This window comes from Synechococcus sp. NB0720_010 (assembly GCF_023078835.1).
GTDB lineage: Bacteria > Cyanobacteriota > Cyanobacteriia > PCC-6307 > Cyanobiaceae > Vulcanococcus.
Window position 1 is genome coordinate 175,129 of the sequence record NZ_CP090898.1, and the last position, 26,170, is coordinate 201,298.

General features: G+C 64.1%; 29 protein-coding genes and 1 tRNA gene. 15 read left to right on the top strand and 15 right to left on the bottom strand.

The annotated features are described in order from the left end of the window. The first annotated feature begins 64 nt into the window (after nt 1-64). Nucleotides 65-2,035: an acetate--CoA ligase gene (acs, locus tag LY254_RS00925; protein WP_247478135.1), complete on the top strand. Its 1,971-nt coding sequence runs from the start codon at nt 65-67 to the stop codon at nt 2,033-2,035. Here acs and LY254_RS00930 read toward each other — a convergent pair. Both LY254_RS00930 and LY254_RS00935 read right to left on the bottom strand, forming a co-directional pair. Next, on the bottom strand, nt 2,020-2,745 hold the full coding sequence (locus tag LY254_RS00930) for a DUF1350 family protein (RefSeq protein WP_247478136.1): 726 nt from the start codon (nt 2,743-2,745) through the stop codon (nt 2,020-2,022). The genes acs and LY254_RS00930 overlap by 16 nt on opposite strands. Further along, nucleotides 2,742-3,206, bottom strand: a complete 465-nt coding sequence (locus LY254_RS00935) for a peroxiredoxin (protein ID WP_247478151.1) — start codon at nt 3,204-3,206, stop codon at nt 2,742-2,744. Before LY254_RS00935 ends, LY254_RS00930 begins: the two co-directional genes overlap by 4 nt. 77 nt (nt 3,207-3,283) lie before the next feature. Here LY254_RS00935 and LY254_RS00940 point away from each other — a divergent pair, with 77 nt between their 5' ends. Continuing rightward, the gene (locus tag LY254_RS00940) at nt 3,284-4,192 is read left to right on the top strand and encodes a 3'-5' exonuclease (RefSeq protein WP_247478154.1); all 909 of its coding nucleotides are present in this window, start codon (nt 3,284-3,286) and stop codon (nt 4,190-4,192) included. A gap of 89 nt (nt 4,193-4,281) precedes the next feature. Next, nucleotides 4,282-4,545 carry a hypothetical protein gene (locus tag LY254_RS00945; protein WP_247478165.1) on the top strand — a complete coding sequence of 88 codons (264 nt, stop codon included), beginning with the start codon at nt 4,282-4,284 and terminating at the stop codon, nt 4,543-4,545. Between the two features lie 78 nt (nt 4,546-4,623). Here LY254_RS00945 and LY254_RS00950 read toward each other — a convergent pair. The 7 genes from LY254_RS00950 to LY254_RS00980 form a co-directional block, all read right to left on the bottom strand. Beyond that, nucleotides 4,624-4,697: transfer RNA gene (locus tag LY254_RS00950), tRNA-Pro, on the bottom strand. 15 nt (nt 4,698-4,712) lie between these two features. Then, nucleotides 4,713-5,099, bottom strand: a complete 387-nt coding sequence (locus LY254_RS00955; RefSeq protein ID WP_363155066.1) for a hypothetical protein — start codon at nt 5,097-5,099, stop codon at nt 4,713-4,715. 42 nt (nt 5,100-5,141) lie between these two features. Next, nucleotides 5,142-5,324: a hypothetical protein gene (locus LY254_RS00960; RefSeq protein WP_247478182.1), complete on the bottom strand. Its 183-nt coding sequence runs from the start codon at nt 5,322-5,324 to the stop codon at nt 5,142-5,144. Next, on the bottom strand, nt 5,324-5,617 hold the full coding sequence (locus tag LY254_RS00965; RefSeq protein WP_010316802.1) for a hypothetical protein: 294 nt from the start codon (nt 5,615-5,617) through the stop codon (nt 5,324-5,326). The genes LY254_RS00960 and LY254_RS00965 overlap by 1 nt, the downstream gene beginning before the upstream one ends. Continuing rightward, nucleotides 5,617-6,354: a peptide-methionine (S)-S-oxide reductase MsrA gene (msrA, locus tag LY254_RS00970; protein WP_371820546.1), complete on the bottom strand. Its 738-nt coding sequence runs from the start codon at nt 6,352-6,354 to the stop codon at nt 5,617-5,619. The genes LY254_RS00965 and msrA overlap by 1 nt, the downstream gene beginning before the upstream one ends. A gap of 55 nt (nt 6,355-6,409) precedes the next feature. Continuing rightward, complete coding sequence (locus LY254_RS00975; RefSeq protein WP_010316804.1) at nt 6,410-6,664, bottom strand: hypothetical protein; 255 nt, start codon at nt 6,662-6,664, stop codon at nt 6,410-6,412. Between the two features lie 83 nt (nt 6,665-6,747). Then, entirely contained in the window at nt 6,748-8,508 is a 1,761-nt protein-coding gene (locus LY254_RS00980) for an ABC transporter ATP-binding protein (protein ID WP_247478201.1), read from the bottom strand. A 140-nt stretch (nt 8,509-8,648) separates the two neighbouring features. Between LY254_RS00980 and LY254_RS00985 the strand changes: the two genes are divergently transcribed. The 9 genes from LY254_RS00985 to LY254_RS01025 all read left to right on the top strand — a co-directional run bounded on the left by LY254_RS00985 (nt 8,649) and on the right by LY254_RS01025 (nt 19,130). Then, nucleotides 8,649-8,912 (top strand): DUF3288 family protein, encoded by a 264-nt coding sequence (locus LY254_RS00985; protein ID WP_371820480.1) that lies wholly within the window; start codon nt 8,649-8,651, stop codon nt 8,910-8,912. A 41-nt stretch (nt 8,913-8,953) separates the two neighbouring features. Then, nucleotides 8,954-9,982, top strand: coding sequence for an anthranilate phosphoribosyltransferase (gene trpD, locus LY254_RS00990; RefSeq protein WP_247478204.1), 1,029 nt, complete (start codon nt 8,954-8,956; stop codon nt 9,980-9,982). A 25-nt stretch (nt 9,983-10,007) separates the two neighbouring features. Next, nucleotides 10,008-11,153, top strand: coding sequence for a glutamine-hydrolyzing carbamoyl-phosphate synthase small subunit (gene carA, locus LY254_RS00995; protein WP_247478207.1), 1,146 nt, complete (start codon nt 10,008-10,010; stop codon nt 11,151-11,153). 101 nt (nt 11,154-11,254) lie between these two features. After that, nucleotides 11,255-11,602: an STAS domain-containing protein gene (locus tag LY254_RS01000; RefSeq protein WP_010316811.1), complete on the top strand. Its 348-nt coding sequence runs from the start codon at nt 11,255-11,257 to the stop codon at nt 11,600-11,602. A gap of 49 nt (nt 11,603-11,651) precedes the next feature. Beyond that, nucleotides 11,652-12,008: a ribonuclease III domain-containing protein gene (locus LY254_RS01005; RefSeq protein ID WP_010316812.1), complete on the top strand. Its 357-nt coding sequence runs from the start codon at nt 11,652-11,654 to the stop codon at nt 12,006-12,008. Between the two features lie 18 nt (nt 12,009-12,026). Beyond that, nucleotides 12,027-13,676 carry a 23S rRNA (guanosine(2251)-2'-O)-methyltransferase RlmB gene (gene rlmB / locus LY254_RS01010; RefSeq protein WP_247478210.1) on the top strand — a complete coding sequence of 550 codons (1,650 nt, stop codon included), beginning with the start codon at nt 12,027-12,029 and terminating at the stop codon, nt 13,674-13,676. Nucleotides 13,677-13,729: 53 nt separating this feature from the next. Continuing rightward, the gene (locus LY254_RS01015) at nt 13,730-13,975 is read left to right on the top strand and encodes a DUF1816 domain-containing protein (protein WP_247478213.1); all 246 of its coding nucleotides are present in this window, start codon (nt 13,730-13,732) and stop codon (nt 13,973-13,975) included. 48 nt (nt 13,976-14,023) lie between these two features. Continuing rightward, entirely contained in the window at nt 14,024-15,484 is a 1,461-nt protein-coding gene (gene gatA / locus LY254_RS01020; protein ID WP_010316816.1) for an Asp-tRNA(Asn)/Glu-tRNA(Gln) amidotransferase subunit GatA, read from the top strand. Between the two features lie 106 nt (nt 15,485-15,590). Further along, a complete protein-coding gene (locus LY254_RS01025; protein ID WP_247478215.1) occupies nt 15,591-19,130 on the top strand; it encodes a DNA polymerase III subunit alpha in 3,540 nt (1,179 codons plus the stop codon). Here the strand turns inward: LY254_RS01025 and LY254_RS01030 are convergent. From LY254_RS01030 to ruvA, 3 genes are all read right to left on the bottom strand, one after another. Beyond that, nucleotides 19,105-19,536, bottom strand: coding sequence for a PAM68 family protein (locus tag LY254_RS01030; protein ID WP_247478217.1), 432 nt, complete (start codon nt 19,534-19,536; stop codon nt 19,105-19,107). The two genes, LY254_RS01025 and LY254_RS01030, sit on opposite strands and share 26 nt — an antisense overlap. A 1-nt stretch (nt 19,537) precedes the next feature. After that, a complete protein-coding gene (gene rpsO, locus LY254_RS01035) occupies nt 19,538-19,807 on the bottom strand; it encodes a 30S ribosomal protein S15 (RefSeq protein WP_010316819.1) in 270 nt (89 codons plus the stop codon). Between the two features lie 62 nt (nt 19,808-19,869). Continuing rightward, nucleotides 19,870-20,523, bottom strand: a complete 654-nt coding sequence (ruvA, locus tag LY254_RS01040) for a Holliday junction branch migration protein RuvA (RefSeq protein ID WP_029626278.1) — start codon at nt 20,521-20,523, stop codon at nt 19,870-19,872. 22 nt (nt 20,524-20,545) lie between these two features. Between ruvA and LY254_RS01045 the strand changes: the two genes are divergently transcribed. Then, nucleotides 20,546-21,025, top strand: a complete 480-nt coding sequence (locus LY254_RS01045) for a hypothetical protein (protein WP_247479965.1) — start codon at nt 20,546-20,548, stop codon at nt 21,023-21,025. On the opposite strand, the gene LY254_RS01050 is transcribed toward LY254_RS01045, so the two are convergent. After that, a complete protein-coding gene (locus LY254_RS01050; protein ID WP_247478220.1) occupies nt 21,022-21,897 on the bottom strand; it encodes a DMT family transporter in 876 nt (291 codons plus the stop codon). The two genes, LY254_RS01045 and LY254_RS01050, sit on opposite strands and share 4 nt — an antisense overlap. 46 nt (nt 21,898-21,943) lie before the next feature. On the opposite strand from LY254_RS01050, the gene dnaG reads away from it, so the two are divergent. Both dnaG and LY254_RS01060 read left to right on the top strand, forming a co-directional pair. Next, nucleotides 21,944-24,040 carry a DNA primase gene (dnaG, locus tag LY254_RS01055; protein ID WP_247478222.1) on the top strand — a complete coding sequence of 699 codons (2,097 nt, stop codon included), beginning with the start codon at nt 21,944-21,946 and terminating at the stop codon, nt 24,038-24,040. A 120-nt stretch (nt 24,041-24,160) separates the two neighbouring features. Then, nucleotides 24,161-24,415 carry a hypothetical protein gene (locus LY254_RS01060; RefSeq protein WP_247478225.1) on the top strand — a complete coding sequence of 85 codons (255 nt, stop codon included), beginning with the start codon at nt 24,161-24,163 and terminating at the stop codon, nt 24,413-24,415. 4 nt (nt 24,416-24,419) lie between these two features. Here the strand turns inward: LY254_RS01060 and LY254_RS01065 are convergent, their stop codons facing one another. Beyond that, complete coding sequence (locus LY254_RS01065; RefSeq protein ID WP_247478227.1) at nt 24,420-25,697, bottom strand: Y-family DNA polymerase; 1,278 nt, start codon at nt 25,695-25,697, stop codon at nt 24,420-24,422. Next, nucleotides 25,690-26,136: a LexA family transcriptional regulator gene (locus tag LY254_RS01070; protein ID WP_247478230.1), complete on the bottom strand. Its 447-nt coding sequence runs from the start codon at nt 26,134-26,136 to the stop codon at nt 25,690-25,692. The genes LY254_RS01065 and LY254_RS01070 overlap by 8 nt, the downstream gene beginning before the upstream one ends. Nucleotides 26,137-26,170: the final 34 nt, after the last annotated feature.

Consider the following 26,170-nt stretch of genomic DNA (forward strand, 5'->3'; position numbering starts at 1 on the left):
GTTACAGCGCTTCAGAGCAGCCTTTTTCCTCGCTTGAATGGCTCCATTGCGTTGTCGATGGGCCATGGCTGAGACCGGGATTGAGTCGGTGCTCAATGAGGCGCGGGTGTTTGATCCACCGGCCGCCCTGTCGGCATCCGCTCGGATCGGCTCCTTGCAGGCCTACCGGGACCTGGCCGCCCAAGCTGAAGCCGATCCCGATGGGTTCTGGGGTGAGGCTGCTCGGCGGGAGCTGCATTGGTTTAAGCCGTTCGAGACGGTCCTCGACTGGAGTAACCCACCCTTTGCCCGCTGGTTTGAAGGGGGGCAAACCAACCTGTCGTTTAACTGCCTGGATCGCCATCTCGATGGTCCCCGGGCCGACAAGACGGCCCTGATCTGGGAGGGGGAACCGGGTGATGTGCGGCGCTTCAGCTACCGCGAACTGCACGCGGAAGTTTGCAAAGCGGCCAATGCCCTGAAGGCCCTTGGCGTTGGTAAGGGCGACTTGGTGGCCCTGTACATGCCGATGGTTCCGGAGGCGGCCATCGCGATGTTGGCCTGTGCCCGTATTGGTGCGCCCCATTCCGTGGTCTTTGGTGGTTTCTCCGCCGATGCGCTGCGCGATCGCCTGATCGATGGGCAGGTCAAGCTCGTCGTGACGGCGGATGGGGGCTTCCGCAAGGACAAGCCGGTTCCCCTCAAGCCCGCCGTGGATGAAGCGCTTGCGGCAAAGGGTGGTGCTCCGAGTGTGGAGAAGGTTCTGGTCGTCCAGCGCATCGACTCGGGCTGTGCCATGGAGTCGGGTCGTGACCACTGGTGGCATGAGCTCGTGGATGGTCAGAGCAGCGATTGCGCGGCGGAGCCGATGGAGAGCGAGGACCGCCTCTTCGTCCTCTACACCTCCGGTTCCACCGGTAAGCCCAAGGGGGTGGTGCACACCACGGCTGGCTACAACCTCTGGGCTCACCTGACCTTCCAGTGGATCTTCGACATCCGTGAAGACGACGTCCACTGGTGTACAGCGGATGTGGGCTGGATCACCGGCCACAGCTACATCGTCTACGGCCCCCTCTCCAATGGCGCGACGACGGTGATGTACGAAGGGGCCCCTCGCCCCAGCAACCCCGGGGCCTTCTGGGAGCTGATCCAGAAACACCGTTGCACCATCTTCTATACGGCGCCCACGGCGATCCGCGCCTTCATGAAGAGCGGCCGGGAGGTGCCGGATCAGTACGACATGAGCTCCCTGCGGATCCTCGGCACCGTGGGGGAGCCGATCAATCCAGAGGCCTGGATTTGGTATCGCGATGTGATCGGCCGTGGTCGCTGCCCGATCGTCGACACCTGGTGGCAGACGGAGACCGGTGGGGTGATGATTAGCCCCCTTCCTGGGGCGACGCCGACGAAGCCAGGCTCGGCGACCCTTCCACTCCCCGGCATCCAAGCCGACATCGTCGACCACGACGGCAACTCCCAAGGAGCGGATCAAGGTGGCTACCTCGCGGTGCGTCGTCCCTGGCCAGGAATGATGCGCACGGTTCACGGCGATCCCGACCGTTTCCGCAAGAGCTACTGGGAGGAGATTCGCCCGGCCGATGGCTCCCACATCTACTTCGCCGGAGACGGCGCCCGCCGCGATGCCGACGGTTACTTCTGGGTGATGGGCCGGGTCGACGACGTGATCAACGTCAGTGGCCACCGTCTGGGGACGATGGAAATTGAAAGTGCTCTGGTCAGTCATCCCGCCGTGGCGGAATCCGCTGTGGTGGGTCGCCCGGATGACCTCAAGGGTGAGGGCATCGTTGCGTTTGTGACCCTTGAGGCCGGCCGTAGTGGTGATGACGCCTTGGTGGCCGAACTGCGGAGCCATGTGGGCAAGGAGATCGGTCCGATTGCCCGCCCAGATGTGATCAAGTTCAGCGACGCCCTACCGAAGACCCGCAGCGGCAAGATCATGCGCCGGATCCTGCGCTCCCTCGCCGCCGGTCAGGAGGTCAGCGGTGACACCTCAACCCTGGAGGATCGCTCCGTTCTTGATCAGCTGCGGGTCTGATCCGGGCTCGTCCACCACTGCAGCAGCTGATTGGCCAGTTGATCCAGTTCCCTCTGTCGGGCTGGATCATCGGCCCATCCCCCAAGCAGGTTCTGGCGTAGCCCTGCGCTGGCTGGGGTTAGGTGATCCCCGGCGCGCTCGAGCAACCGGGAGCGGTCTTGGCTGCGGTTTTGAAGCACCTGCAGGAGCCGAGGGCTCTGGTCCAGTTGGTCGCTTTTGAAGCGCACCAGCAGGTTGTTGGCTTGTCTGTAATTTTTGGCGATCAGTCGCAGGGTCTCCTCGGGGGAGGGGCTGAACTCGCTCGTGACCCCGAGGGCCCCCCCGAGCTCGGCGAGTAGGGGAACACTCCTCTCGGCGGAGAAGTTGTTGAAGCTCATCGCTGCCAAGGCGCTGCAGCCTCGACCGTTATCGGGCGCCAACAGGTGCAGCTTGCAGCCCAGGCTGTGGCCAAGTCTGAGCGGCGGGGGCTGATCGGGGTCCCTGCGCTGGCGGAAGCTCCTCCAGGCGTCATTGGCCTGTGCCTGATGGTCAAAGCCGGGGACATAGCTCCAGGCGTGGATGGCCATGCCCCGGCGCGCCAAGGCCTCGAGAAGCCGCCGATAGCTGATCTGCGGCGTCGCAGCGAGATAGCTGCCGCCAATGAACTCGATCAGCCCCCGCGGTTGGGGAGGGGTCCAGCACCAGAGGCTTCCGCGCTGGCGCCAGCTCATGCGGCCTGAAGGCGCTTGAGGCAGTCGAGGGCTTCACGGCGATGGGCCGGGCCATCGAGCAGGTTGTTGAACACGTGACGAACGACCCCGCTCGCGTCGATCACGTAGGTCACGCGGCCCGGCAGCAGTCCAAGGACGCCGGGCACCCCAAAGGCCTTGCGCAACTGGTTGTTTTGATCCACCAGCAGGGGATAGGGCAGGTTGTGGCGGCTGGCAAAGCGCTGATGACTGCTGGCGTTGTCGCCACTGACGCCCCAGACCTCCGCCCCTAAGGCCTGCAGGTCGGCATAGCTATCGCGGAAGGCGCAGGCCTCCATGGTGCAGCCAGGGGTGTCGTCCTTGGGATAGAAGAACAGAACCAGAGCCTTGCCCGCGAGTTGATCGCTGCGGCGCTCCACGCCGTTCTGATCCTGCAGCGCGATCAGGGGAGCGCGATCACCGCTTTTCAGGGCTTGGGCCAAGGCCGGTACAAGAGCTGCGCAAACCCTAGGGAGGGGCTGGCCAGGGCTGGGATTATGGGGCGACTGCAGAGGTGGGGATGACCAGGGGCGACGCGGAGATGGACGAACAACAGCCCCGTGCTGGCTGGGAGCAGGTGGATCTGCTCAGCCTGGTCAGTGGATCTGCCGCGGCGCCAGTCGTGCCTGAGCCTGCGCCGGAGCCGGCTGCGGAGACGGCTGTTGTTGCTGACCGGGCTGAGGCACCTGAGCCATCGCCTGCCGCGCGTCTCTCTGGTCCCAGTGGCCCCGAGCTGCTGTTGATCCTCGACACGGAGACCACCGGCCTCTCCCCGGCGGAGCATCGCTGCATTGAGGTCGGTGCGGTTCTTTTTTCGGTGCCGGATCGCTCGGTGTTGAGCCAGGTTTCGTTTTTGATGCCTTGCACCAGCAATGCCGCTGAAGCGGTGAATGGCATCGCCCCGGCCCTGACGCAACGCCCTCAGCCATGGCAGGCGGGTCTGGCCTGCTTCGAGGCCATGGTTGAAGCCGCTGACGTCCTCCTGGCCCATAACGCCGCCTTCGATCAGCAGTGGTTTGGTCTGGGCTCCCTGCCGGCACTCAGCAAGCCCTGGCTTTGCTCCATGGAGGACATTCGCTGGCCCCAGGAGCGTCAGCTGCGCTCTACGCCCTCGGTACGTGATCTGGCCTTGGCCTATGGCGTACCGGTTTGGGCGGCCCATCGGGCCCTCACCGATTGCATCTACCTGGCGCAGGTCTTTGAGCGTTGCGAGGACTTGGAGGACCTCCTTCTCCAGGCGATGGAGCCGCGCCGCCTCTACCGCGCTCGTCTCTCCTATGAAGAACGCCACAAGGCCCGAGAGGCGGGCTTCCGCTGGAATCAACCGGTGAGCGGAGCCTGGAGCCGGCGCCTGTCTGAACGGGAGGTGGCCCTATTGCCCTTCCCTGTCGTTCCGGTCGATGAGGCTGCGGAATTGCGCAGCGCCTGATTTGCTTCAACAAGAGGAAGCGGATCCACTCATTTCAAGGAGCAGCTGAGCCTTCTCTCCATCGTGGTGGGTGAGCTCTGGTCAGTTCCATGTCTGTGCATGCTCGCGGTCATCCCTCTAGGCCCTGCGCCCTGAGCAAGGTTCAGCGCTGGCAGCGCAGCCGCACCTGGGCCCGCTTAATTCGCGAAGCAGAAGCCCTCTGGCATGTGGATGTGCGCGAACTCCATCGTTTGGCTGCGCTGGAGTTGTCGCAGCTGCTGGAGGAGGTGCCGCCGGGATTGCGTCCCAGGGTGAACCGTTGGCTGCAGGGGTATCACGTTCAAACGCGACTGGAGCCCGATTCGAGGGAGTAAAGCCTCAGCTTTTTGGACCAAACACAAAAAAACCACCTCTGGGGGAGGTGGTTTTGGCGGAAGTTGCCGGTGATCAAATCGGAGCGGCGGGATTTGAACCCACGACCCCCACTACCCCAAAGTGGTGCGCTACCAAGCTGCGCTACGCCCCGGCGAGAAAGAAGCTATCACAGCGCTTTGCCGCGTTTCGAGCGGATTTTTCGAAGCATTCGCCGGGTCAGTTGATCGCGGTTCAGGCCCGCGTAGCCCCAGAGGCGCAGGGCGCGAGCGAGCTCCCTTAATTCCCGCAGATTCATCGAGGCCAGGCGCAATTCAGGCACCTTTTGCCAGGCGGTGGCGGTCGGCGGCAGAGCACTACCCACGCCGCCCGGCTTCAGGCTTGAGAGGGCACCGTCGGCCATCCACTCAGGCACCAGCACAAACAGAACGGCCAGCAGCCCGTAGAGCTCCACCAATCCGCGGGGAAGGGGGTGCAATTGCCGAGGGGCGTTGTTCTCAGCCGATTCGGTAATGGGTCTTGGCTCCGCGTCAGCGCCGGCGCCATTGTTCCGCAAGCCAGGCGTTCCCCCAAGGGGGGCAGAGCCAGAGCTGTCTGCCTAGATCAGGTCAGCCGGGCGCGCCTGAAGCGGTTTGGGGCGCTCCAGGGCGGGCTGCTCTTTCCAGAGCATCGGTGGCTCGGTGCTGGGCGCCAGGCGGACGTACCAAAACACCAGGGCAAAGACCAGCCCCAGGGTGGCCAGGATGCCAATGATCACGGTTCGATCCGGTAAGGGGCTCATCAGACCTGATCCACCCGTAGGCACTGCATCCGCATTGGCAGTTGCTCCAGCGTGAGCTCATCGCCACGCAGGATCATCTCCATGCCGTCACTGCTGTAGCGAACGCCAGGTTCGTTGCTCTGCAGCCGAAAAAAGGTTCTGCGGTATCCACCGCTGATGAGGGAGGCCTGGGATTGATTGCGCTCGATCACCAGCATTCCCTTGTCATGGCAGAGGTAGCGATCTTTGATCGCGTAGTCCTCCCACCAGGGGGACTGCATGGCCTGAGCCATCAACAAGGCGAGTCCGAACATCAAAGGCGAATTGGGCTGTTGTCTCCCCGCAGGACGCAGTGGCTGATGCTCCAGTCGTAGTTCTGCCAGACCGCCGCCGGGAGTTGGTAGTGACAGCCTTCCCACTGCTCATCGAGCAAGACCCCCTGGGGTTGTGCGGAGCAGTAGGGCCGGCTGCCTGGACGGGCCAGGTACTGCTGGTGATAGCCCTCGGCGAAGAAAAAGGGTTTGCCCAGGGCAATTTCCGTGGTGATGGCTCCTTTGCCGGAGCCATTCAGTAGCTGCTGGTAGCGATCAGATGAGGCCTTGGCGACCGCCAGGAGCTTGGGCTCGTTGACGTAGATCGATGAGCGGTACTGGGTACCGGTGTCGTTGCCCTGGGCCATCCCCTGGGTTGGGTTGTGGCATTCCCAGAAGAGCTTCAGGAGATCACTGAAATCAATGGCGTTGACATCCCAAACCACACGTACGACTTCGGTGTGACCGGTTCGGCCGGAGCAGACCTCCTCATAGGTCGGGTTCGGGGTGTAGCCACCGGCGTAGCCCACCGCGGTCGTGATCACCCCGGGCAAGCGCCAGAACCCCTTCTCCGCGCCCCAGAAGCATCCGCAGCCAAAGAGGGCTTCCTGCTGACTGGTGCTCAACGGAGCCTTCAGCGCTGTACCCAGGACCACGTGGCGATCCGCCGTCGCGATCGGATCGGAGCGTCCTGGTAGGGCCGCTTCTGGTGCAATCAGGTTTGTCTTTGATCCACCCATGCCCTGAAACAGTCCGAACACCACAACAGCCTTTGCTGGCCAGAGCCTAGGAAGTTCAACCCTCGCTCGAAGTCGACTCCAGGGCGATGTGATTCAGCAGGGTTGTGGTGAAGGTGAAGAGCAAAAACGGCAGGGACAGCACCAGGATCAGCCCAACGCCCACCAGGGCCACGATCGGTTTGCTGGCGCCCATGAGCGCGAGTCCGGCCGCCAGGCTGACAAAGATGACCAGCATCCAAATCAGGATCTGGCCGTAGATATCGCCAAAGGTCAGGGTGCAGCGCAGGCGGTAGGCAGAGCTGGTGAGCATGGGGGCGCTCAGCGGAGGCGTCCCTCCAGCTAAGCGAGCTCAAGCGGGCTTGTCCTGGGATGTTGCAAGAACGATGCGGTCCTTCAAGCCACGCGCGTGAGTTGTTCCTCCGCCTGTTCCCGCTCCCAGAGCCTGCGGTAGGTGCCGGCTTCCTCGAGGAGCGCGTTGTGGTGTCCCTGCTGCACCAGACGCCCCTCGTCCAGGACAAGGATTCGATCACAGGCCGCTGCCGCTGAGAGTTGGTGGCTGATCATCAAGATCGTTCGGTCCCGCTGGGCGCGAATCGAGCTCAGGATGTCGGCGGCCGTGTTGTTGTCCACGCTGGCCAGGGCGTCATCGAGCACCAAGAGCGGGGCTTGAACCAGCAGGGCACGACCCAGGGCTGTGCGCTGGCGCTGTCCGCCACTCAGGGTGATGCCGCGCTCCCCTACGAGGGTTTCGTAGCGATCGGGGAAGCCCCGCACATCAGCGGCCAGTCGCGCCTGCTCCGCTGCCTGTTCGATCCGTGCTTGATCCGCGTCTGGTTCTCCATAGCGGAGGTTGTCGGCGAGGCTCGCAGTGAAGAGGTAGCCCTCCTGGGGGACCAGGGCGACCTGTTGGCGGAGCTGCTCGAGGTCGAGGGCTGTGATGTCAGTCCCATCGAGGTACAACTGCCCTTCAGGCACGTCCACCATCCGGCCCAGGGCCCTGGCCAAGGTGGTTTTGCCGCATCCCACGGGTCCGACAACGGCCACGAGTTCCCCTGGGGCAAGGCGGAAGCTGACGTCCTCAAGGGTGTTGCGCTCCGCGTCGGGGTAACGCAGGGTGAGGCCTCGGGCTTCGATCCCGGCGGCTTGGCTGCCCGTCCGTTGAGGGACTGGCTTTGGTGCCTTAGGGGATTGGATGCGCGGCGTCCGGCGCAGCAGCTCTTCGACGCGCTCCAGGCTCACCTGGCCGGTCTGGAAGGTATTTAGCGTGAATCCCAGAAGGGCCGTCGGGAAGACCAGTCGCTCGACGTAAAGGATCAAGGCCACCAAATCCCCGATGGAGAGGCGACCGCTCTCCAGTTGCCCGCTGCCAAGGGCGAGCAGCAACAGCAAACTGACCGACGAGATGCCCTCCAGGAGAGGGAAGAGCGTGCTGCGGGTGCGGGCTAACTGGAGAGCGTCATCCCGGTAACGCTTGTTGCGCCGCTCGAAGGCCTCCCGCTCGGTGCGTTCTTGGCCATAGATCTTGATGGCGCTGATGCCGGAGAGGTCCTCCTGGATCAGATCGCTCAATTCACCGAGCGCTTCCTGCTGACGGCGCTGTTGCCGCATCATCCGGCCGCCGAAGAGTCGAACGGTGATCAACATCAACGGATAGAGCCCCACCGCCGCCAGGCTGAGCAGTGGGTCGATGGCGAGCATCGCCGGCAGTGTCAGGGCGTAGGCGAGGGCGGTGTTCGTGAGGCTGAGCACCGCAAAGCCCAGCAGGCGCCGCACGTTCTCCACATCACTGGTGGCTCGGCTGATTACTTCGCCGCTGCCGGTGCTCTGCACCCAACCGGGCTCCTGGCGGAGCATGTGATCGAAGATCTTCTGCTTCAGCTGGGCCTCCACCTGCCGGCCCACTCCGAAGACCAGCATTCGCGAGACCAGCCGGACGCCCCCCATGAGGGTCGCCAGCACGACGATGATTCCGGCCTGCCGCAGCACGTCGCTGTAGGTGAAGCCGTCCTGGAGGTCATCGATGACGCCCCGCACCATCAGCGGGATCGTGACGCTCAAGAGGTTGACGACCACTAGGGCGGCGACGCCCAGAAGCACCGTGCGCCGATAGGGCCGCAGGTAGCGCTGGATCAGTCCGAAGCGGATCGCCGCCATGGATCAAGGCAAGGTTTCGCCAACCTAGGCAGCGACCCCAGAACAGCGTTGTTGAGCGATGCTGTGCCGGCGCACCCTCAGTCGGCTCGATGGACGAGAACCAGCAGTCTCATCCTCTTTATGGAACCGAACGCGACCTGGTGGACCGGTTGTTGGCCACTGAGGCACCTGCTGATGCTGATCTGGTGGAGCTGGGTCGCCTGTTGATGCGTTACGAGGGATTTCCCGGGGCCCTGGATCTTCAGGAGGATCTCCAGAAGACTCTGCGTCTGTGGGGCTTAAGCCGCGAGCAACTGCATCAGCGCACTCGGGCGATCTGGGCTGGCGGCTATCGGCCGGGGGCTGAAGCGGCACCTCAGGCCGTCGGATCTGGTTTTGACACGTCCGATCAGGACAGTCCCTGACCTTTGTTTTTGCTAGAGACCACCTTCGTTCTTGCGTTTTGATGACAGCCCCCCAGTCCTGGTCGGCCCTTCTCGATCAACTCCTGCGCGGTGAGTCGTTGCAGGGATCGCAGGCACGCGATCTGATGGAGGCCTGGCTGTCTGAACAGCTCGAGCCCGTTCAAACGGGCGCCTTCCTCGCGGCCCTTCGCTCCAAGGGGATGAACGGTGAGGAGCTGGCGGCCATGGCTGAGGTCCTGCGCGCTGCTGCACCCCTGCCCTGTGCCCGGCCTGACCTTGAACTGGTGGATACCTGTGGCACCGGTGGGGATGGGGCCAATACGTTCAACATCTCGACGGCCGTTGCTTTTGTGGCCGCCGCCTGTGGGGCCCAGGTCGCGAAGCACGGAAACCGCAGTGCCAGCGGCAAGGTCGGCTCTGCCGATGTTCTTGAAGCGGTTGGACTGAACCTCAAAGCTTCAACCGACGTGGTGGTTCAGGCACTCAATGCTGCCGGCGTCACCTTCTTATTTGCTCCGGGCTGGCATCCCGCCTTGGTTGGACTGGCCCCCCTGCGCCGGGCCCTGGGGGTGAGAACGGTGTTCAACCTGCTGGGTCCCCTGGTCAATCCCCTCAGGCCGGACTATCAGGTCCTTGGTGTCGGAGCAGCGGAGTTGCTCGAGCCCATGGCCGATGCCTTAGCCCGCTTGGGCTGCCGCCGTGCCGTCGTGGTCTTTGGCCATGGCGGGCTCGATGAAGCATCCCTTTCTGGCCCGAGTGAGTTGCGTCTGATCCAGGACGGACAGGTGGAACGCCAGCTCTTGGATCCCCAGACGCTGGGCTTGAGCCTCGCTCCGATGGAGGCACTCCGGGGTGGAGAACTGGAGGACAACGCTCGGATCCTGGAGGCCGTGCTCCAGGGCCAGGGGAGCCAGGCGCAACAGGATGTGGTGGCCCTGAACGCGGCCCTGGTGATCTGGGCCGCTGGCTTGGCTGACTCCGTTGCGGCAGCCCTGCCTCTGGCGCAGGCCGCCATGGAGAGTGGAGCCGCCTACGCGCGGCTGCGCAGCCTCAGTCAGGCCCTGGCTTAGAACTCCCTTAAGGGAAGATGTCGGCATGAGCAGCTCACCCACCCCTCAACCAGCCCTTCTTGTGTTGGCTGATGGCCTGGTGTTGCGTGGCGAAGCCTTTGGCGCCAGAGCGACGGCCTTCGGTGAAGTGGTCTTCAACACCGGTATGACCGGTTACCAGGAGGTCATGACCGACCCCAGCTATTCCGGGCAGTTGGTCACCTTCACCTATCCCGAACTGGGCAATACCGGGGTCAACGGCAGTGATCAAGAGGCCGATGTCCCCCATGTTCGCGGTGTGATCGCCCGTCAGTTGGCTCCCACCCAGAGCAGCTGGCGCAGTGAAGGCAGCCTCGAGGCCTGGTTAGAGCAACACGGCGTGGTCGGTATCTCCGGCATTGATACCCGCTCCCTGGTTCGCCACCTGCGCGAGGGCGGTGCCATGAACGGTGCCATCAGTACTGACGGCAGCACGCCCCAGCAGTTGCTGGAGCGGGTCCAGGCGATGCCGTCAATGGCTGGTTTGAACCTGGCGAAGGACGTCTCCACCAGGGAGCCCTACACCTGGTCATCCCTTTGCACTGCTGCCTTCGATCAACGCCTCCAGGACAATCCCGCGACCCCGTACAAGGTCGTGGCGATCGACTTCGGCATCAAACGGGCCATCCTCGAACGGTTGGTGGCCCATGGCTGCGATGTCACGGTGCTGCCGGCCGACGCCACCTTGGAGCAGGTCCTCGAGCGCCAGCCTGAAGGTGTTTTCCTCTCCAACGGCCCTGGCGACCCCTCGGCTGTGACCAGTGGGATCAACCTGGCGAAGTCGTTGGTTGAGCAGGAGGCACTGCCCCTGTTCGGGATCTGCCTGGGGCACCAGATCCTGGGTCTAGCCCTTGGTGGAAGCACGTTCAAGCTTGGCTATGGCCACCGCGGTCTGAACCACCCGTGCGGGACCACCGGTGTGGTGGAAATCACCAGCCAAAACCACGGTTTCGCCTTGGACGCTGACTCGCTCCCGGCCGATCAGATGGAGGTCACCCATCTGAATCTCAACGATCGAACCGTGGCGGCCTTTGCCCATCGCCAGAAGCCGATCTTCGGGGTGCAGTACCACCCAGAGGCCAGTCCTGGCCCCCACGATGCCGACCATCACTTCGGCCGTTTTGCCGCGCTGATGAGCGAGCGACGGGGCTGATCGATCGCAGTTTGTTGCGGTCGTGCCCGTTTCGAAAACCCTCACTACACTGCGATCGCCAGTGACGTCAGAGGTCAGCAGCCATCACTGATCTGCAGCGATTGACCGTCTCTCTACGCGGTGGTTTTGAACAGCAGGACGGATGTCTCCTGTTCAGTTTCACCGGGCAGTTGGATGCTTACTCCGAGAAGCAATTTCTCGCCTTTATCAACGACCACCTCACCAGCACCCCGCAGCCGCTGGTGCTGGACCTGAGCAAGATCGATTTCATCGATTCCTCGGGTCTCGGAGCCCTGGTGCAGTTCGCTAAACACTGCAACGACCAGAAGATCCAGTTCTTAGTGGTCGGCAATGCCAGGGTCGTCCAGACGGTGAAACTGGTAAGGCTTGAGGAGTTTCTCCATCTCCAGCCAGACCTCAACACCGCCCTCGGAGCCATCGCCGCCTGATTCGGCAGCCTGGCTGACCCAACTCCAAGCACCGGGATGGCCCGGGGAGTTGGGTCCGCTTCAGCTGGCCTGGCTAGGGGATGCTGTCTGGGAGTTGCACCAGCGCATGCGCCGCTGCCGCCAGCCGGGACGCAGTTCCGATTTGCATCGAGCCGTTGTGGCGGATGTCCGCGCAGATGCCCAGGCGGAGGCCCTCGATCGCCTGCAGGAGAAGGGATTGCTCCAGGAGGCCGAACTGGAGTGGGTGCGGCGTGGACGCAATAAAGCGGGTCGTGGGCCCCGCAAGGGAGAGGCTGGTGTCTATGGCAAGGCCACGGGATTTGAGACAATGGTGGGCTGGCTCTTTCTGCAGAACCCCAGCCGCCTTGCACAGCTGCTGGCAGAACTCGAGGACGCCGACCGATAACCCCTTTGCCTGACAACCATGAGCCCCCGTTTTGATCGTCGTAAGGACCAGCGCTCGGGCCCAGGTGGAGGGAAGCCACCCCGCGGCGGCGGACGGTTTGCCGATGATCGATCCGGCGGCGAGCGTCGCGGCGACCGTTTTGGCGGCGAGCGTTTCGGATCGGATCGGGGTGGCAACCGCTTTGGCGGGGACGAGGCCGGCGGTGGACGTCCGGGATACCGCTCCGGTGGCCGTCCTGGAGGTCGTCCTGGCGACCGATCTGGTTTTCGTGGCGGCTCGTCCCGTCCGTTTTCTCCCCGCGGCGAATGGCGTCCCGACGGAGAGCAGCGCGGTGGTGGTGGCGAGAGACGTGAGCGCTTCTCCCGTTCGGAAGGCCGCCCCGATAGCCGGGGTGAGGCCTCCAGTCGGCCCGAGCGCCGCGGCCCGCGACCCCAGGGCCGCCCGTTTTTGAAGGGACGCTCCTCTGATCGCTTCCGCGACGAGGCTCAAGAGTCCGGCCGGGACGGTTACCGCCCTGGCGGCAAGGGGCGTTTTGGGGGTCGTCGCGACGAGCAGGGTGGCGGGCGCAAGCCGTTCTCCCGTGATCGCGACCAGGCCAAGCCCATCGCCGTCGAGGTTCCCGTTGGTGAGGCCGAACGGTTCAACGCCTATCCCGCCGATGATTTGATCTGGGGGCGCCATGCGGCCCAGGCCGCCCTGGAGAGCGGCCGTCCCGTGCACCGCATCTGGTGCACCCCGGAAATGCGTTTTCAGCCCCGTTTCCTTCAGTTGCTGCGGGAAGCCAAGTCCGGCGGCGTGCTGGTGGAGGAGGTCACCTGGTCGCGTCTCGGCCAGCTGACCAATGGGGCGGTGCACCAGGGCATCGTCATGCAGGCTGCGGCCGCCGACACCCTGGATCTGGGCACCCTGATCGATGGCTGCCGCGACCTGGGTGAGCCCCCGCTGCTGATGGCCCTCGACGGCATCACCGATCCCCACAACCTTGGGGCCATCGTCCGCAGCGCAGAAGCCCTCGGCGCCCATGGACTGGTGTTGCCCCAACGCCGCAGTGCCGGTCTGACCGGTTCCGTCGCCAAGGTGGCTGCTGGAGCCCTGGAGCACCTGCCCGTGGCCCGAGTGGTCAACCTGAACCGCGCCCTCGACAGTCTGAAGAACGAGGGCTATCGGGTGATTGGTCTGGCGGGAGAGGGCAGTGTTGCCCTGAGTGAGGCTGACCTGGACGGTCCCCTGGTGGTGGTGACTGGCTCAGAAGGGGATGGTCTCTCGATGCTGACCCGCAAGCACTGCGATCAGCTGGTGCGGATCCCGATCCGTGGCGCCACCCCCAGCCTGAACGCCTCGGTCGCCACCGCGATGGTTCTTTATGAGGTGGCCCGTCGCGGCTGGATGAAGCAGATCTCGGGGGCCGCGCCGGCCCCGCGGATCGTGCGTCCTCAGTTGCCAACGCCTGCCCCCCTGGAGCTGCCGGAAGAAGGCAGTGCAGAAGCGACCTCCGCCGTTCCCGAGGACGACATCGTTCTCAGTCCTGCTGAAGAGGCCCGTGCCGATCAGCTGGTGGCCGATGTGATGGCTGAGTTCCAGGTGGATTCAGCAGCGGTTGTTGAACAGACCGATGGGGCCGATGGGACGGATCCAACCGCGACGTTCTCCTCCGACATCAAGCTCTGAATGCTGCGCTTGCCCATTCCGGAGCCAGAATGGTGTTATCGCCTCCCGTCTGGATGACGCCCCTTCTTCGGCCTCTGCGCAGCATTGCCAATGGGTTTGGTCTGGCTTGGTGGGCCCGCGTTGAAACGAGGCGGCCGGATGTGACCTACTGGTTTGGTCCCTACATCCGGCGCAGCAGCCTTGAGGCTGCCCTGCCTCCTTTTCTGGCTGACCTCCGCAGCGAAGGAGCTGCTGAGGTCAACCACTCCCTGATCAAGACCCGGCGCGCCGAGCCCCTGACCATTGCGGCCGAGGGTTAGCTCACGGGTTGGCTGATAGCGTCAACCCTTGGTTTGGACCTGGGTTTGATGGGTATCGCCGAGTGGCGCGACCAGCTCAAAAGCGGCGATGTGTCCGCCCGTGAGCTCACGGACCATCACCTCAGCCGCATCGAGGCGGTTGAGCCCAGCGTTAAGGCCTACACCGAGGTCACGGCTGAACGGGCCCGTGCCGATGCCGACCGCATTGATGCCCTGAGGGCCTCTGGTGCTGAGCTCCCGCCCTTGGCGGGTGTTCCCCTGGCCATCAAGGACAACCTCTGCACCCGTGGGATCCGAACGACCTGCTCCAGCCGGATGCTGGAGAACTTCGTTCCCCCCTATGAGTCCACGGTGACCGATCGGCTCTGGGGTGCCGGCGCAGTCCTGCTTGGCAAAACCAATCTCGACGAGTTCGCCATGGGCAGCTCGACCGAGACCTCAGTCTTCGGCCCAAGCCGCAACCCCTGGAACACGGACAAGGTTCCCGGGGGCAGTTCCGGTGGCAGTGCCGCCGCCGTGGCAGCTGGTGAGTGTGTCGGTTCCCTGGGATCCGACACCGGCGGCTCCATTCGCCAGCCCGCCTCCTTCTGCGGGGTGGTGGGCCTCAAACCCACCTACGGCCGTGTCAGCCGCTATGGCTTGGTGGCTTTCGCCAGCTCCCTGGATCAGGTGGGGCCCTTCGCCAACAGCGTCTCGGATGCCGCCGAGTTGCTCCAGGTGATCGCCGGTGAGGACCCCCGCGATTCGACCTGTCTGAAGGCTCCCGTACCCGATTACCGGGCGGCCTTGACCCAACCGGTGGCGGGGCTGCGCGTGGGCATCGTGCGGGAATGTTTTGAAGCCGAGGGCCTGCACCCTGAGGTCAAGGCCTCGGTGATGGCCGCTGCGGCCCAACTCGAGGCCCTGGGCTGTGATCTCGTTGATGTCAGCTGCCCCCGCTTCAACGACGGCATTGCCACCTACTACGTGATTGCCCCCTCGGAGGCGTCCGCCAACCTGGCCCGCTACGACGGCGTGAAGTACGGCTACCGGGCTGAGGATGCCGCGAGCCTGGCGGAGATGACCTCCCGCAGCCGGGCCGAAGGCTTCGGTGACGAGGTCAAGCGCCGGATCCTGATTGGCACCTATGCCCTCTCGGCCGGCTACGTGGATGCCTACTACAAGAAGGCGCAGCAGGTCCGCACCCTGATTCGCCGTGACTTCGACGCCGCCTTTGGTCAGGTGGATGTGTTGCTCACCCCCACCTCACCCACCACTGCCTTTGGCTTCGGCGCCCACGCTGAAGACCCCCTGGCGATGTACTTGGCTGACCTGTTGACGATTCCCGCCAACATGGCCGGTCTCCCGGCCATCAGCCTCCCCTGCGGTTTTGATGGGGCTGGTCTGCCCATTGGCGTGCAGCTCATCACCGGTGTTCTTCAAGAGGAGCGCCTGCTCCAGGTCGCTTATCACTACGAGCAGGCCGCGCGCGTCATGGACAAGCGTCCCCAGGCGTCTTTGGTGCCCTGATCCCTAGTGGTGGCGTGCCGGGCTGAAGAAGTGGTGGCTTAGGCCCTGAATCTGGTGTTGCCGGCTTAGCCTGGACTCAGCCTCGGCTCCACCGCTTTCTTCGCGCTTGGCCTTCGTCCCCCTCCATAACCACAGCGACTACAGCCTTCTGGATGGGGCAAGTCAGCTGCCGGCCATGGTGAAGCGGTCTGAGGAGCTGGGAATGCCGGCGATCGCCCTGACCGATCACGGTGTGATGTACGGCGCGATTGAGCTGCTGAAGCTCTGCCGCAGCAGTTCCGTCAAGCCGATCATCGGCAACGAGATGTATGTCATCAATGGCTCCATTGATGACCCCAACCCACCGAAGAAGGAGCGCCGCTACCACCTGGTTGTCCTGGCCAAGAACGCGGTGGGCTATCGCAATTTGGTCAAGCTCACCAGCATCAGCCACCTGCGGGGCATGCGCGGGCGGGGCATTTTCTCTAGAGCTTGCATCGATAAGCCGACCCTCGAGCGCCATAGCGAGGGCCTGATCATTGCCACGGCCTGTCTGGGCGGTGAAATCCCCCAGGCGATCCTGCGGGATCGCCCCGATGTGGCCCGGGATGTGGCCCGTTGGTACCAGGGGGTCTTTGGCGACGACTTCTACCTCGAGATTCAAGACCACGGCTCCCCGGAAGATCGGATCGTCAATGTGGAGATGGCGAAGATCTCCAAGGAATTGGGGATTCCGTTGGTGGCGACCAACGATGCCCACTACCTCACCAGCAATGACGCCGAGGCCCACGACGCCCTGCTGTGCGTGCTGACGGGCAAGTTGGTCACCGATGAGAAGCGTCTTCGCTACACGGGGACGGAGTTCATTAAGAGCGAGCAGGAAATGCTCGGACTCTTCGCGGACCACTTGGAGCCCGAGGTGGTGGCCGAGGCCGTTGCCAATACGGCCCTGGTGGCCGAGAAGGTCGAGGACTACGACATCCTTGGGCGCTATCAAATGCCCCGCTTCCCAATCCCCGAGGGGCACACCCCGGTGAGTTATCTGCGGGAGGTGACCGAGCAGGGACTACGCGCGCGCCTGGGGCTTCCGGAGGGCAGCGGTTTCGAGGCCACCTATGGCGAACGCCTCGATTTCGAGCTCCAGGTGATGGAGCAAATGGGCTTTCCGACCTACTTCCTGGTGGTTTGGGACTACATCCGCTTTGCCCGAGACAACGGCATCCCGGTGGGCCCTGGTCGCGGTTCCGCCGCCGGCTCCTTGGTGGCCTACGCCCTCGGCATCACCAACATTGATCCGGTCACTAACGGTCTGCTCTTCGAGCGCTTCTTGAACCCAGAGCGCAAGTCGATGCCTGATATCGACACGGACTTCTGCATCGAGCGACGTGGTGAGGTGATCGACTACGTCACCGAGCGCTATGGCGAAGACAAGGTCGCCCAGATCATCACCTTCAACCGGATGACCTCCAAGGCCGTCCTCAAGGATGTGGCCCGGGTGCTGGATATCCCCTACGGCGATGCCGATCGTCTCGCCAAGTTGATTCCGGTGGTGCGCGGCAAACCCGCCAAGCTCAAGGAGATGATCGGTGAGGAATCACCCGCCCCTGAGTTCCGCGAGAAGTACCTCGGCGATCCCGCAGTGAAGCGCTGGGTCGACATGGCGATGCGCATTGAGGGAACCAACAAAACCTTTGGCGTCCACGCTGCGGGTGTGGTGATCGCCGCCGATCCCCTCGATGAAGTCGTTCCGCTGCAACGCAACAACGACGGTCAGGTGATCACCCAGTACTTCATGGAAGACGTGGAGTCCATGGGTCTGTTGAAGATGGACTTCCTGGGGCTGAAAAACCTCACGATGATCGACAAAACCGTCGATCTGGTGCAGCAGAGCTCAGGGGTCAGCATCGATCCCGATGCCCTTCCCTTGGATGACGAAGGCACCTTTGGCCTGCTGGCGCGTGGAGACCTGGAGGGCATTTTTCAGCTGGAATCCAGTGGGATGCGCCAGATCGTGCGGGACCTCAAGCCCTCCTCCCTGGAGGACATCTCATCGATCCTGGCCCTCTACCGACCGGGCCCGCTCGACGCGGGGCTGATTCCCAAATTCATCAACCGCAAGCACGGCCGCGAGGCGATTGATTTCGCCCACGCCAAGTTGGAGCCGATCCTGCAGGAGACCTACGGGATCATGGTTTACCAGGAGCAGATCATGAAGATCGCTCAGGATCTGGCGGGCTATTCCCTTGGAGAGGCGGATCTTCTCCGCCGGGCCATGGGTAAGAAGAAAGTCTCGGAGATGCAGAAGCACCGAGACATCTTTGTCAAAGGTGCAAGTGAGCGTGGTGTCGACGCCAAGATCGCCGATGAGCTCTTCGACCAGATGGTGCTCTTCGCGGAGTACTGCTTCAACAAGAGCCATTCCACCGCCTATGGCGCGGTGACGTATCAGACCGCCTACCTCAAGGCCCACTACCCCGTTGCCTATATGGCGGCGCTGCTCACGGTGAATGCCGGCAGCACCGACAAAGTGCAGCGCTACATCTCCAATTGCAATGCAATGGGGATCGAGGTCATGCCCCCCGATGTGAATGCCTCCGGGATTGACTTCACCCCCGTCGGCGATCGCATCTTGTTTGGCCTCTCGGCCGTGCGTAATCTCGGCGAGGGTGCGATTCGTGCCCTGCTGGAGGCCCGCAGCAGTGACGGTCCCTTCCAGTCCCTTGCCGATCTCTGCGATCGCATTCCCGGCACCACCTTGAACCGCCGCTCCCTGGAAGCGTTAATCCATTGCGGTGCCATGGACGCCCTCGAGCAGGAGGCCAACCGGGCTCAGCTGATGGCCGATCTGGATTTGATCGTTGATTGGGCCTCGTCCCGCGCCCGCGACCGCGCCAGTGGCCAGGGCAATCTCTTTGACCTGTTTGCGGCTCCAGCCAGTGGGGATGCAGAGGAGACCCAGGGGGGTGGATCTGACCTGAGCACCGCACCCAAGGCGGCACCGGTCAAGGACTATCCGCCCACCGAAAAGCTCAGGCTCGAGAAGGAACTGGTGGGTTTCTATCTCTCTGATCACCCGCTCAAGCAGCTGACTCGACCGGTCCAGTTGCTTTCACCCGTCGGCCTGGGTGGCCTCGAGGAGCAGGCCGATAAGGCGCGGGTCAGCGTCGTTGGCATGGTCTCAGGCCTACGCCCGGTGACCACGCGCAAGGGGGATCGGATGGCGGTCCTGCAGCTGGAGGATCTCAGCGGCAGTTGTGAAGCGGTGGTCTTCCCCAAGACCTACGCCCGCCTTTCGGATCACCTGATGGTCGATGCCCGGCTGCTGGTCTGGGCCTCCGTCGACCGGCGCGATGAACAGGTCCAGCTGATCGTGGACGACTGCCGTGTCATCGACGAGCTCCAGTTTCTCGTGGTGGAACTGGATGGACCGCAGGCCAGCGACATCGCCATTCAGCACAAGCTGCGGGAATGCCTGAACCAGCACCGCACCGAGAAAGACGAGGGAGGTGTTCGTGTCCCTGTCGTGGCGATGGTCAAGGACCAAAGCCAGGTGCGCTATGTGCGCCTGGGCCACCAGTTCTGCGTGCGCGACAGTCGTGCTGCCCTCAGCAGTCTTGAGGCCCAGGCCTTCCGGGCCCGACTCAGCTCGAAGCTGGTGGCCGCTTAACGGAGTTGCGCAGCCGGCTGATGTTCACGCCGATCTGCTCGAATCCCAGCAGGGTTCCCGCTGAGGTTTCCCAACTTGCTGACAAGACCCCGTAGCTCAATCCGAGCAGGCCCAACAGGAAAAATCCCCCAGACGTCACCAGGGTGGCGGCGGGGGGAATGTCCAGAATTCCACGGCTGACCACCACATAGCTCACGATGAAGGTGGCCATGCCCATCACCGTGGGAATGCCGGTGGCGATGCCCACCCGCCGCGCCATGCGATTGGCGACGGCCGGTGGAATGGCTTGTGGGTTGGTCGGCTTGGAGCGACCTTGGGCTGCTTTGGATTGGCTCGGGGGGACGCTTGGCGCGAGTCCGCCGCCGCCCTTCTGCGGGCGGGAGCGGTTTTTCCCCTCGTTTGCCATCTCAGCCGCGGATGCCGAGCTTTTTGATCAGGTCGGAATAGCGCTGCTCGCTGTTGCTGCGCAGGTAGCTGAGGAGGCGCTTGCGGCGGCCGATCATCTTCAGCAGACCCTGGCGGGATGAGAAGTCATGGATGTTGCCCTGCAGGTGACCACTCAGCTTGCTGATGCGCTCGCTCAGCATCGCCACCTGAACTTCCACGGAACCGGTGTCGGTGCCATGGGTCTGGTGAGCGTTGATTAGTTCCTGCTTCTTGGTGGTGTCGAGCGGCATGCGCGGCGTCTGGCCCTGACGGTGCAAACAACCAACTTACTGCCCCGTGGGACATCCAGGTCTCAGGCCACGTCGCGGGAGAGATAGCGCAGGCTTTCCCGCAGCCAGGCGTCGCCGTCCTCCCCAAGTTCAGGGCCCTGTGGGCTGATCGCCCGCAGGGCCCGGTTGATCTCCAGGGCTTCGTAGCCGAGCGCCGAAAGGGTGAGCTGAACCTCTTCCCGAACGCCCGCGGCCGGCCCCTCTCCGCTGTCGCTGACCTGCAGGTCGTCCGACTGGCTCAACTGCAGGCTTTCCCCGTAGCGCTGCTGGAGCCGGGTGCGCAGTTCCACCGAGAGCCGCTCGGCGGTGCGCTTCCCCACCCCCGGCGCCTGGCAGAGCTGGCGAAGATCGGCCTGCACAATTGCGCGCACCAGCTCCTCGCAGCTCAGTTGCCCAAGCAGCCCCAGGGCCATCTGCGGGCCGACGCCGCTGACGGCCACCAGTTCGCGGAAGAGATCGCGCTCATGGCGTGCACAGAAGCCATAGAGCGTCCAGCTGTCCTCGCGAATGACCTGGTGGACATGCAGGGCGGCCTCGGTGCCGTTTCCTCCGAGCTGATCCCAGTGGCGACGGGGCATCTGGACCTCGTAGCCCACCCCTGAGCAGACGAGCAGAACCCCGAATCGGTTGTTCAGGTGCCAGCGATCGGCGAGTTGCCCTTGCAGCCAGCCGATCATGGGGAGACGCTCACTGCCCGCCATGCTGCCCGGTCTGACCGCCCAGGCTGATCGCCTTGCACCACTTTCTCGCCTGTTGACCTGGGCTTTGGCCCTGCTGTTGTCATCCGTGTTGGCCCTCGGTCTGGGTGGATGTGGTGGTTCTGGTCAGCCTCCCCAGAAGGTGCTGCTCTCGGCTCTTGCGCTGCAGATCGATCTCACCCAGCGCTCCATCGCCGATGCCCTGACCCTGGACGCCTCTGGCCCACCCCAGGTCAGCCGGGTGCGGGTGGAATCCCAGGAGAGCCTCCCCATTGGCGGCGGCAAAGGCATCCATCTCACGGGGCGGTTTGATTGGCGCCTGGCCGGGGATCCCATTCGCGTCGACAGCGCTTTTGATCTGTATCTGCAGCGCGGTGAGCGGGGTCAGAGCTGGCGCTTGGCCCGGCCCAGTGGCAGTGAGGACGGCGCGACCCAGGACTGGTTGACCTATCCCCTTCCGCTGAAGGGTGAGCAGAGCTAGGCCGCTGGGCGTCGCTGCGGTTTCAGGCTCAGGAGCGTTGCAGCTAACACGAGCACTGCGGCCGTGGTGGTGTCGGGGTCCAAGGGTTCCTGGAAGAGCAGCCATCCCCACAGGGCAGCCAGCGGCACCTGGCCGTAGCTCATGGCCGTCGCTCGCGCCGCTGGCATCCCCAGTAATCCCTTGGTGATGCCGATCTGGCCCAGCTGGGTGAAGACCCCAACGCCGATTAAGGCCAGGAGTTCCCAGGTGCTTGGCCAAACCGGCTGCAGCAGCACCAGTGGCGCCGTCAGCACCAACCCCACCAGGGGGAAGTAAAAAACGATCACCAGGGGATGCTCGGTGCGGCCAAGGGCCCGCACGCTGACGTAGGCACAAGCCGACAACAGCGCTCCCGCCAGGGCCAGCAGCACGCCCCCCATGGGTAAGGGCGTGGCCTGAACCTGCAGTAATCGACTGCCGAGGGGCCCAAGCAGGCCCATGAGCTCCATCGGGTTGCTGAGGATCAGGACCGCGAGCCAGCCCAGCAGCGCGGCGATCCAAACCTTGGCCCCGAGTCTTTCCTTCAAGAGCAGCCAGGCCAGCAGTGCCGTGAAGGTGGGCTGCAGGTACTGAAGGACCGTGGCGGGTGCCAGGGGCAGTTGGGCCAGGGCTGCGAAGACGCAGAACAGAGCTCCCGTGCCGATGGCGCCCCGCAGGATCAGCAGCCCTTTGCGCTGTCCCCAGGGATCGAGACCGGCCTGCCGCAGCATCGCGACACTCAGCACCAGGCTGATGGCGGAGCGAGCCATCACCACCTCGGCCACAGGGATCCTGCCGCCCAGCGCTTTGACGCAGACCCCCATCAGGCTGAAGCTCAGCGTGCTGGACAGCATCCACAGGCCAGCCCTGCCATCCTGGAGCGTCACTTGCGCCCGGAGCGTGTCAGTCCCTCGCCTCCATCCCCGCACGATCGAGGCCGTTAAAGAGCGCGCTGACATCGTCGATGTGGTGGGCGAGCACGTTGTGCTCAAAAAGAAGGGCAGGGAATTCGTCGGGGTTTGCCCCTTCCACGACGACAAATCACCGTCGATGACGGTGTCACCGGCCAAGCAGTTCTACTACTGCTTCTCCTGTGGCGCCGGCGGCAACTCGATCAAGTTTTTGATGGAGTTGCAGCGTCAGAGCTTCAGTGACGTCGTCCTGGAGTTGGCGCGCAAGTACCAGCTTCCCGTGGAGACCCTGGAGGGTCCTCAGCAGGAACGACTGCGGCAGCAGCTCTCGCGCCGGGATCAACTCCACAAGGCCCTCTCCCTGGCTGCTGGATGGTTCCGCTCACAATTGCGCGCTCCGGAGGGCGCCGCGGCCCTTGACTACCTCAAGACCAGCCGTGGTCTTGATGAGGCCACCCTTGAGGCCTTTGGTCTGGGCTATGCCCCGGAGCGATGGGATGGTCTGCTGAGCCATCTCCAACAGGTGGAGGGACTCAGTCCTGAGCTATTGGAGGCGGCCGGGCTGGTGGTGCCACGCCGCGGCGGGGATGGCTTCTATGACCGCTTCCGCCATCGGGTGATGGTTCCGATCGCGGATCGCCAGGGCCGAATCATTGGCTTTGGTGGCCGCAGCCTCGATGGCGGTGAGCCGAAGTACCTGAACTCTCCGGAGACGGAGGTGTTTGAGAAGGGCAAACACCTCTTTGGCCTCGATAAGGCTGTCAATGCGATCCGCAAGGCCGATCGCGCGGTCGTGGTGGAGGGCTATTTCGATGTCATCGCCCTCCATGCCGCGGGCATCACCAATGCGGTTGCGGCCCTCGGGACAGCCCTGAGCAATCAGCAGATCACCCAGCTCTGTCGCTGCTGCGACGGCAAACGGCTGATCCTGAACTTTGATGCCGATGGCGCTGGTGTCCGGGCCGCCCAGCGCGCCATTGGCGAGGTGGAGCAGTTGGCCCTGCAGGGGCAGCTGGAGTTGCGGGTTCTCCACCTGCCGAGCGGCAAGGACCCCGATGAATTCCTCAAGCAGCACGGCGCAGGGGACTACCGCTCCCTGCTGGATCAATCCCCCCTCTGGCTCGATTGGCAGATCGACCAGGTCCTGCACGGCTGCGACCTCAGCAAGGCCGACCAGTTCCAAAAGGCGGTCACGGATCTGGTGGCGCTGCTGGGCAAGCTGCCCGCCAGCGCCGTTCGCTCCCGCTACCTCCAGCAGGTGGCCGAGCGCCTCAGTGGTGGCCAGGCGCGGCTCGCTCTGCAGTTGGAGGACGACCTGCGCCAGCAGGTCAAAGGTCAGCGCTGGCATGGGCGCTCCCGCCGCTGGGAGCAGCCCGGTGAGGCGGGCCTGCGGGAGCGGGCCGAGGCCGAGGTCCTGCGCCTCTATCTCCACTGCCCGGCCTATCGCGGTCCGATCCGCGCTGAGTTGCGCCGCCGCGAGCTCGATGACTTCGCCATCGCCCATCACCGTCAGCTCTGGGCGGTGATCAGCTCCCTCGAGGAAGACAACCTCGGTGTTGGCCGGCTGGAGGCGATCAACCGTGGCAGTGAGGCCGGTTCCGATCTCGCGGACCTCGATCTGCCGCGGTTACTGAGCGATCAGCTGCTCTTGGCGGATGATCCCGACTCAGGACTGCCAACGGAATTGCTCGCCCGCCTGACTCCCCTGCTGGAGCCCAGCGACGTTCAGCGACTCGCCCTCAGCAACCCATCCTTGCAATTGCGTGGTGCCACGGCAGCCCTCGAGCGGCAGCGCAGCGTCAAACGCTGTCGTCACCTTCTGGATGCCTGGAGCAGTCAACGACTGGAGACCCTCGAGCGCTGTATCGCCCGTCTGCTCGATGACAGCCAGCAGCCGGATCCTGTTCCCCAGGGCGCCAGCCAGGACATGGAGGCCCGCATTGAGGCCATGTTCGCTGAACTCAACAGCGATGCTCTGCGCTTTCAGGACCTCTATTACAACGAGCGCAAACACATCGATCACCTCGATTCCCAGCGTCGCGCCAGTTTTGAGGACGTGATTGTCCAGGACGCCCAACCGGCCTAGGGCCGCCTGTTCTTTCCCTACAGCTCTGCCATTTCCGCTTCAGCGCTGCTATCACCAATCTGAACCGTTCCGGCTCTTCCCCTGACTGACGCCCGTTTGCTCGTGACACGCGCTGCTGGTGTGGCCGTTTTGAGCGGCAGCACCCTGCTTGTTGCTGCGCCTGCTTCGGCGCAAAACATGGTCGTTCAGATCATTCAGAACCAGTGCGCCAGGGCGATGAATGCGGACTTCAAGGCCGCTGGCAAATCCCCCCCGCCGGGCATGGTTCAAGACACCTGCAACTGTGTGGCCCAACGCATCGAGCAGCGCGATTCCATCGAGGAGGCCAAAGCCTTCTGTGTGAAGCAGAGCACCGCCAAATACGGCGCCGTTTGACGGCCTAGCGAGCCCAGACGGTGGGCAGGTCGCTGAGTCGCGTGGTGGCGGCCCTGGAAAGCTGTTCCCGTCGCATCAGCCAAGCCGGCTGCAGTCCGCAGGCGGCCCATTGCACCGTTCCGCGGCCATGGCGGCGATTGAGCCGATCGATGCTGGCCATGAGCGCCTCCCGCCGCTGTTGCTCGGCGCCACTGAGCGGTTGCAGCAGGTGGTGTTGCAACTGCGCCTCGGGCTGCAGCTCCTGCAGCAAAATTCCCGCCTTGGCGAAGCGCTTGTAGGGCCGGTAGAGGCTGGAGATCATCTGGCTGGCGGCCCGCAGTAGAACCCCGGTGTCGTTGCTGGCGAGGGGCAGGCTGACGCTGGCGGCCTGGCTGTAGAAGCCTGGGGCAAAGGGACTGGTTCGTGCGAAGACTGTGAGTCGTCCGGCCCGTTGCCGTTGCCGCCTCAACTTCTCGGCGCCGCGGCTGACATAACTGGCGATGGCCTGGCGCAGTTCCTCTTCGGTGGTGACGGGCCGGCTGAAGCTGCGGCTGACGCAGGTTTCCTGTTTGTCCGCTGGTTGCTGCTCCAGCGGCAGGCAGCTGATGCCCTGCAGTTCCAATTGCAGGCGCAAACCCACCACCCCGGCTTTGGCCCGCAGTTCTCCGCTGGGCATGTCCCTGAGTTGCTGCGCCGTGCTGACACCCCGTAGCCGGCACCAGCGGCTCAGGCGTCGGCCGACCCCCCAGATCTCCTCCACCGGGGTTTCCTCCAGCCAGGCGGTGGTCTCCTCGGGTCGACTGAGGTCAAAGACACCAGCGTGTTGCCGTTCTCCCTTGGCGATGTGGTTCGCCACTTTCGCCAGCACTTTGCTGTTGGCCAGGCCGATGGCAATGGGCAGCCCCAGGTTGTGGCGGATCCGGCTGCGCAGGGCACTGGCCCAGGGAAGGAGGTCACCGCTTTTGGGCCTCGGCAGACGAACGAAGGCCTCATCGATCGAGTACACCTCCAGCTCGGCGACGAAGGGCTCCAGGCTGCTCATCAGCCGTTGGCTCATGTCGCCGTAGAGGGCGTAGTTGGAACTGCGCACGACCACGCCGTGCTGTTCCAGTTGCTCCGCGATCTGGAAGTAGGGCTTGCCCATGCCAATGCCGAGTTGCCGGGCCTCGCTGCTGCGGGAGACCACGCAGCCGTCGTTGTTGGAGAGCACCACGACGGGGCGCCCCAGGAGCGCGGGATCGAAGGCCTGCTCACAGCTGGCATAGAAGTTGTTGGCATCGATCAGCCCGAGGGCGTCAGCCATGGGCGGCGAGGCTGTGAATGGCGTGGATGGCGACACCCCAGATCTGCACATCGCCGCAGTGGTGCAGCTCCAAGGGGGGGTAGGCGCTGTTGGCGGCTTCGAGCCGCAGCCGCCCTTGGTGGCGAGCCAGGCGCTTCAAGGTGAAGGCGCCGTCGAGCACGGCCACCACGACATGGCCCGGCCGGGCCTCGAGGCTGCGGTCCACCACCAGCAGGTCGCCGTGCTGGATCCCGGCCCCGACCATCGAATCACCGCTCACCCGCAGAAAAAAGGTGCTGCTGGGGTGCCGGATCAGGGTCTCGTTCAGGTCGATGCCGACATCGATGTAGTCGTCGGCGGGGCTGGGGAAGCCGGCGGCCACGGTGCTGCTGGCCAAGGGAAGCGGCCGCCGCGGGCGCTCGTCCCGCAGCCCGCCGATCAGAACAACAGGGACCGACACGCACGCACCCGACACACCCCTTCAGGATAGTTCA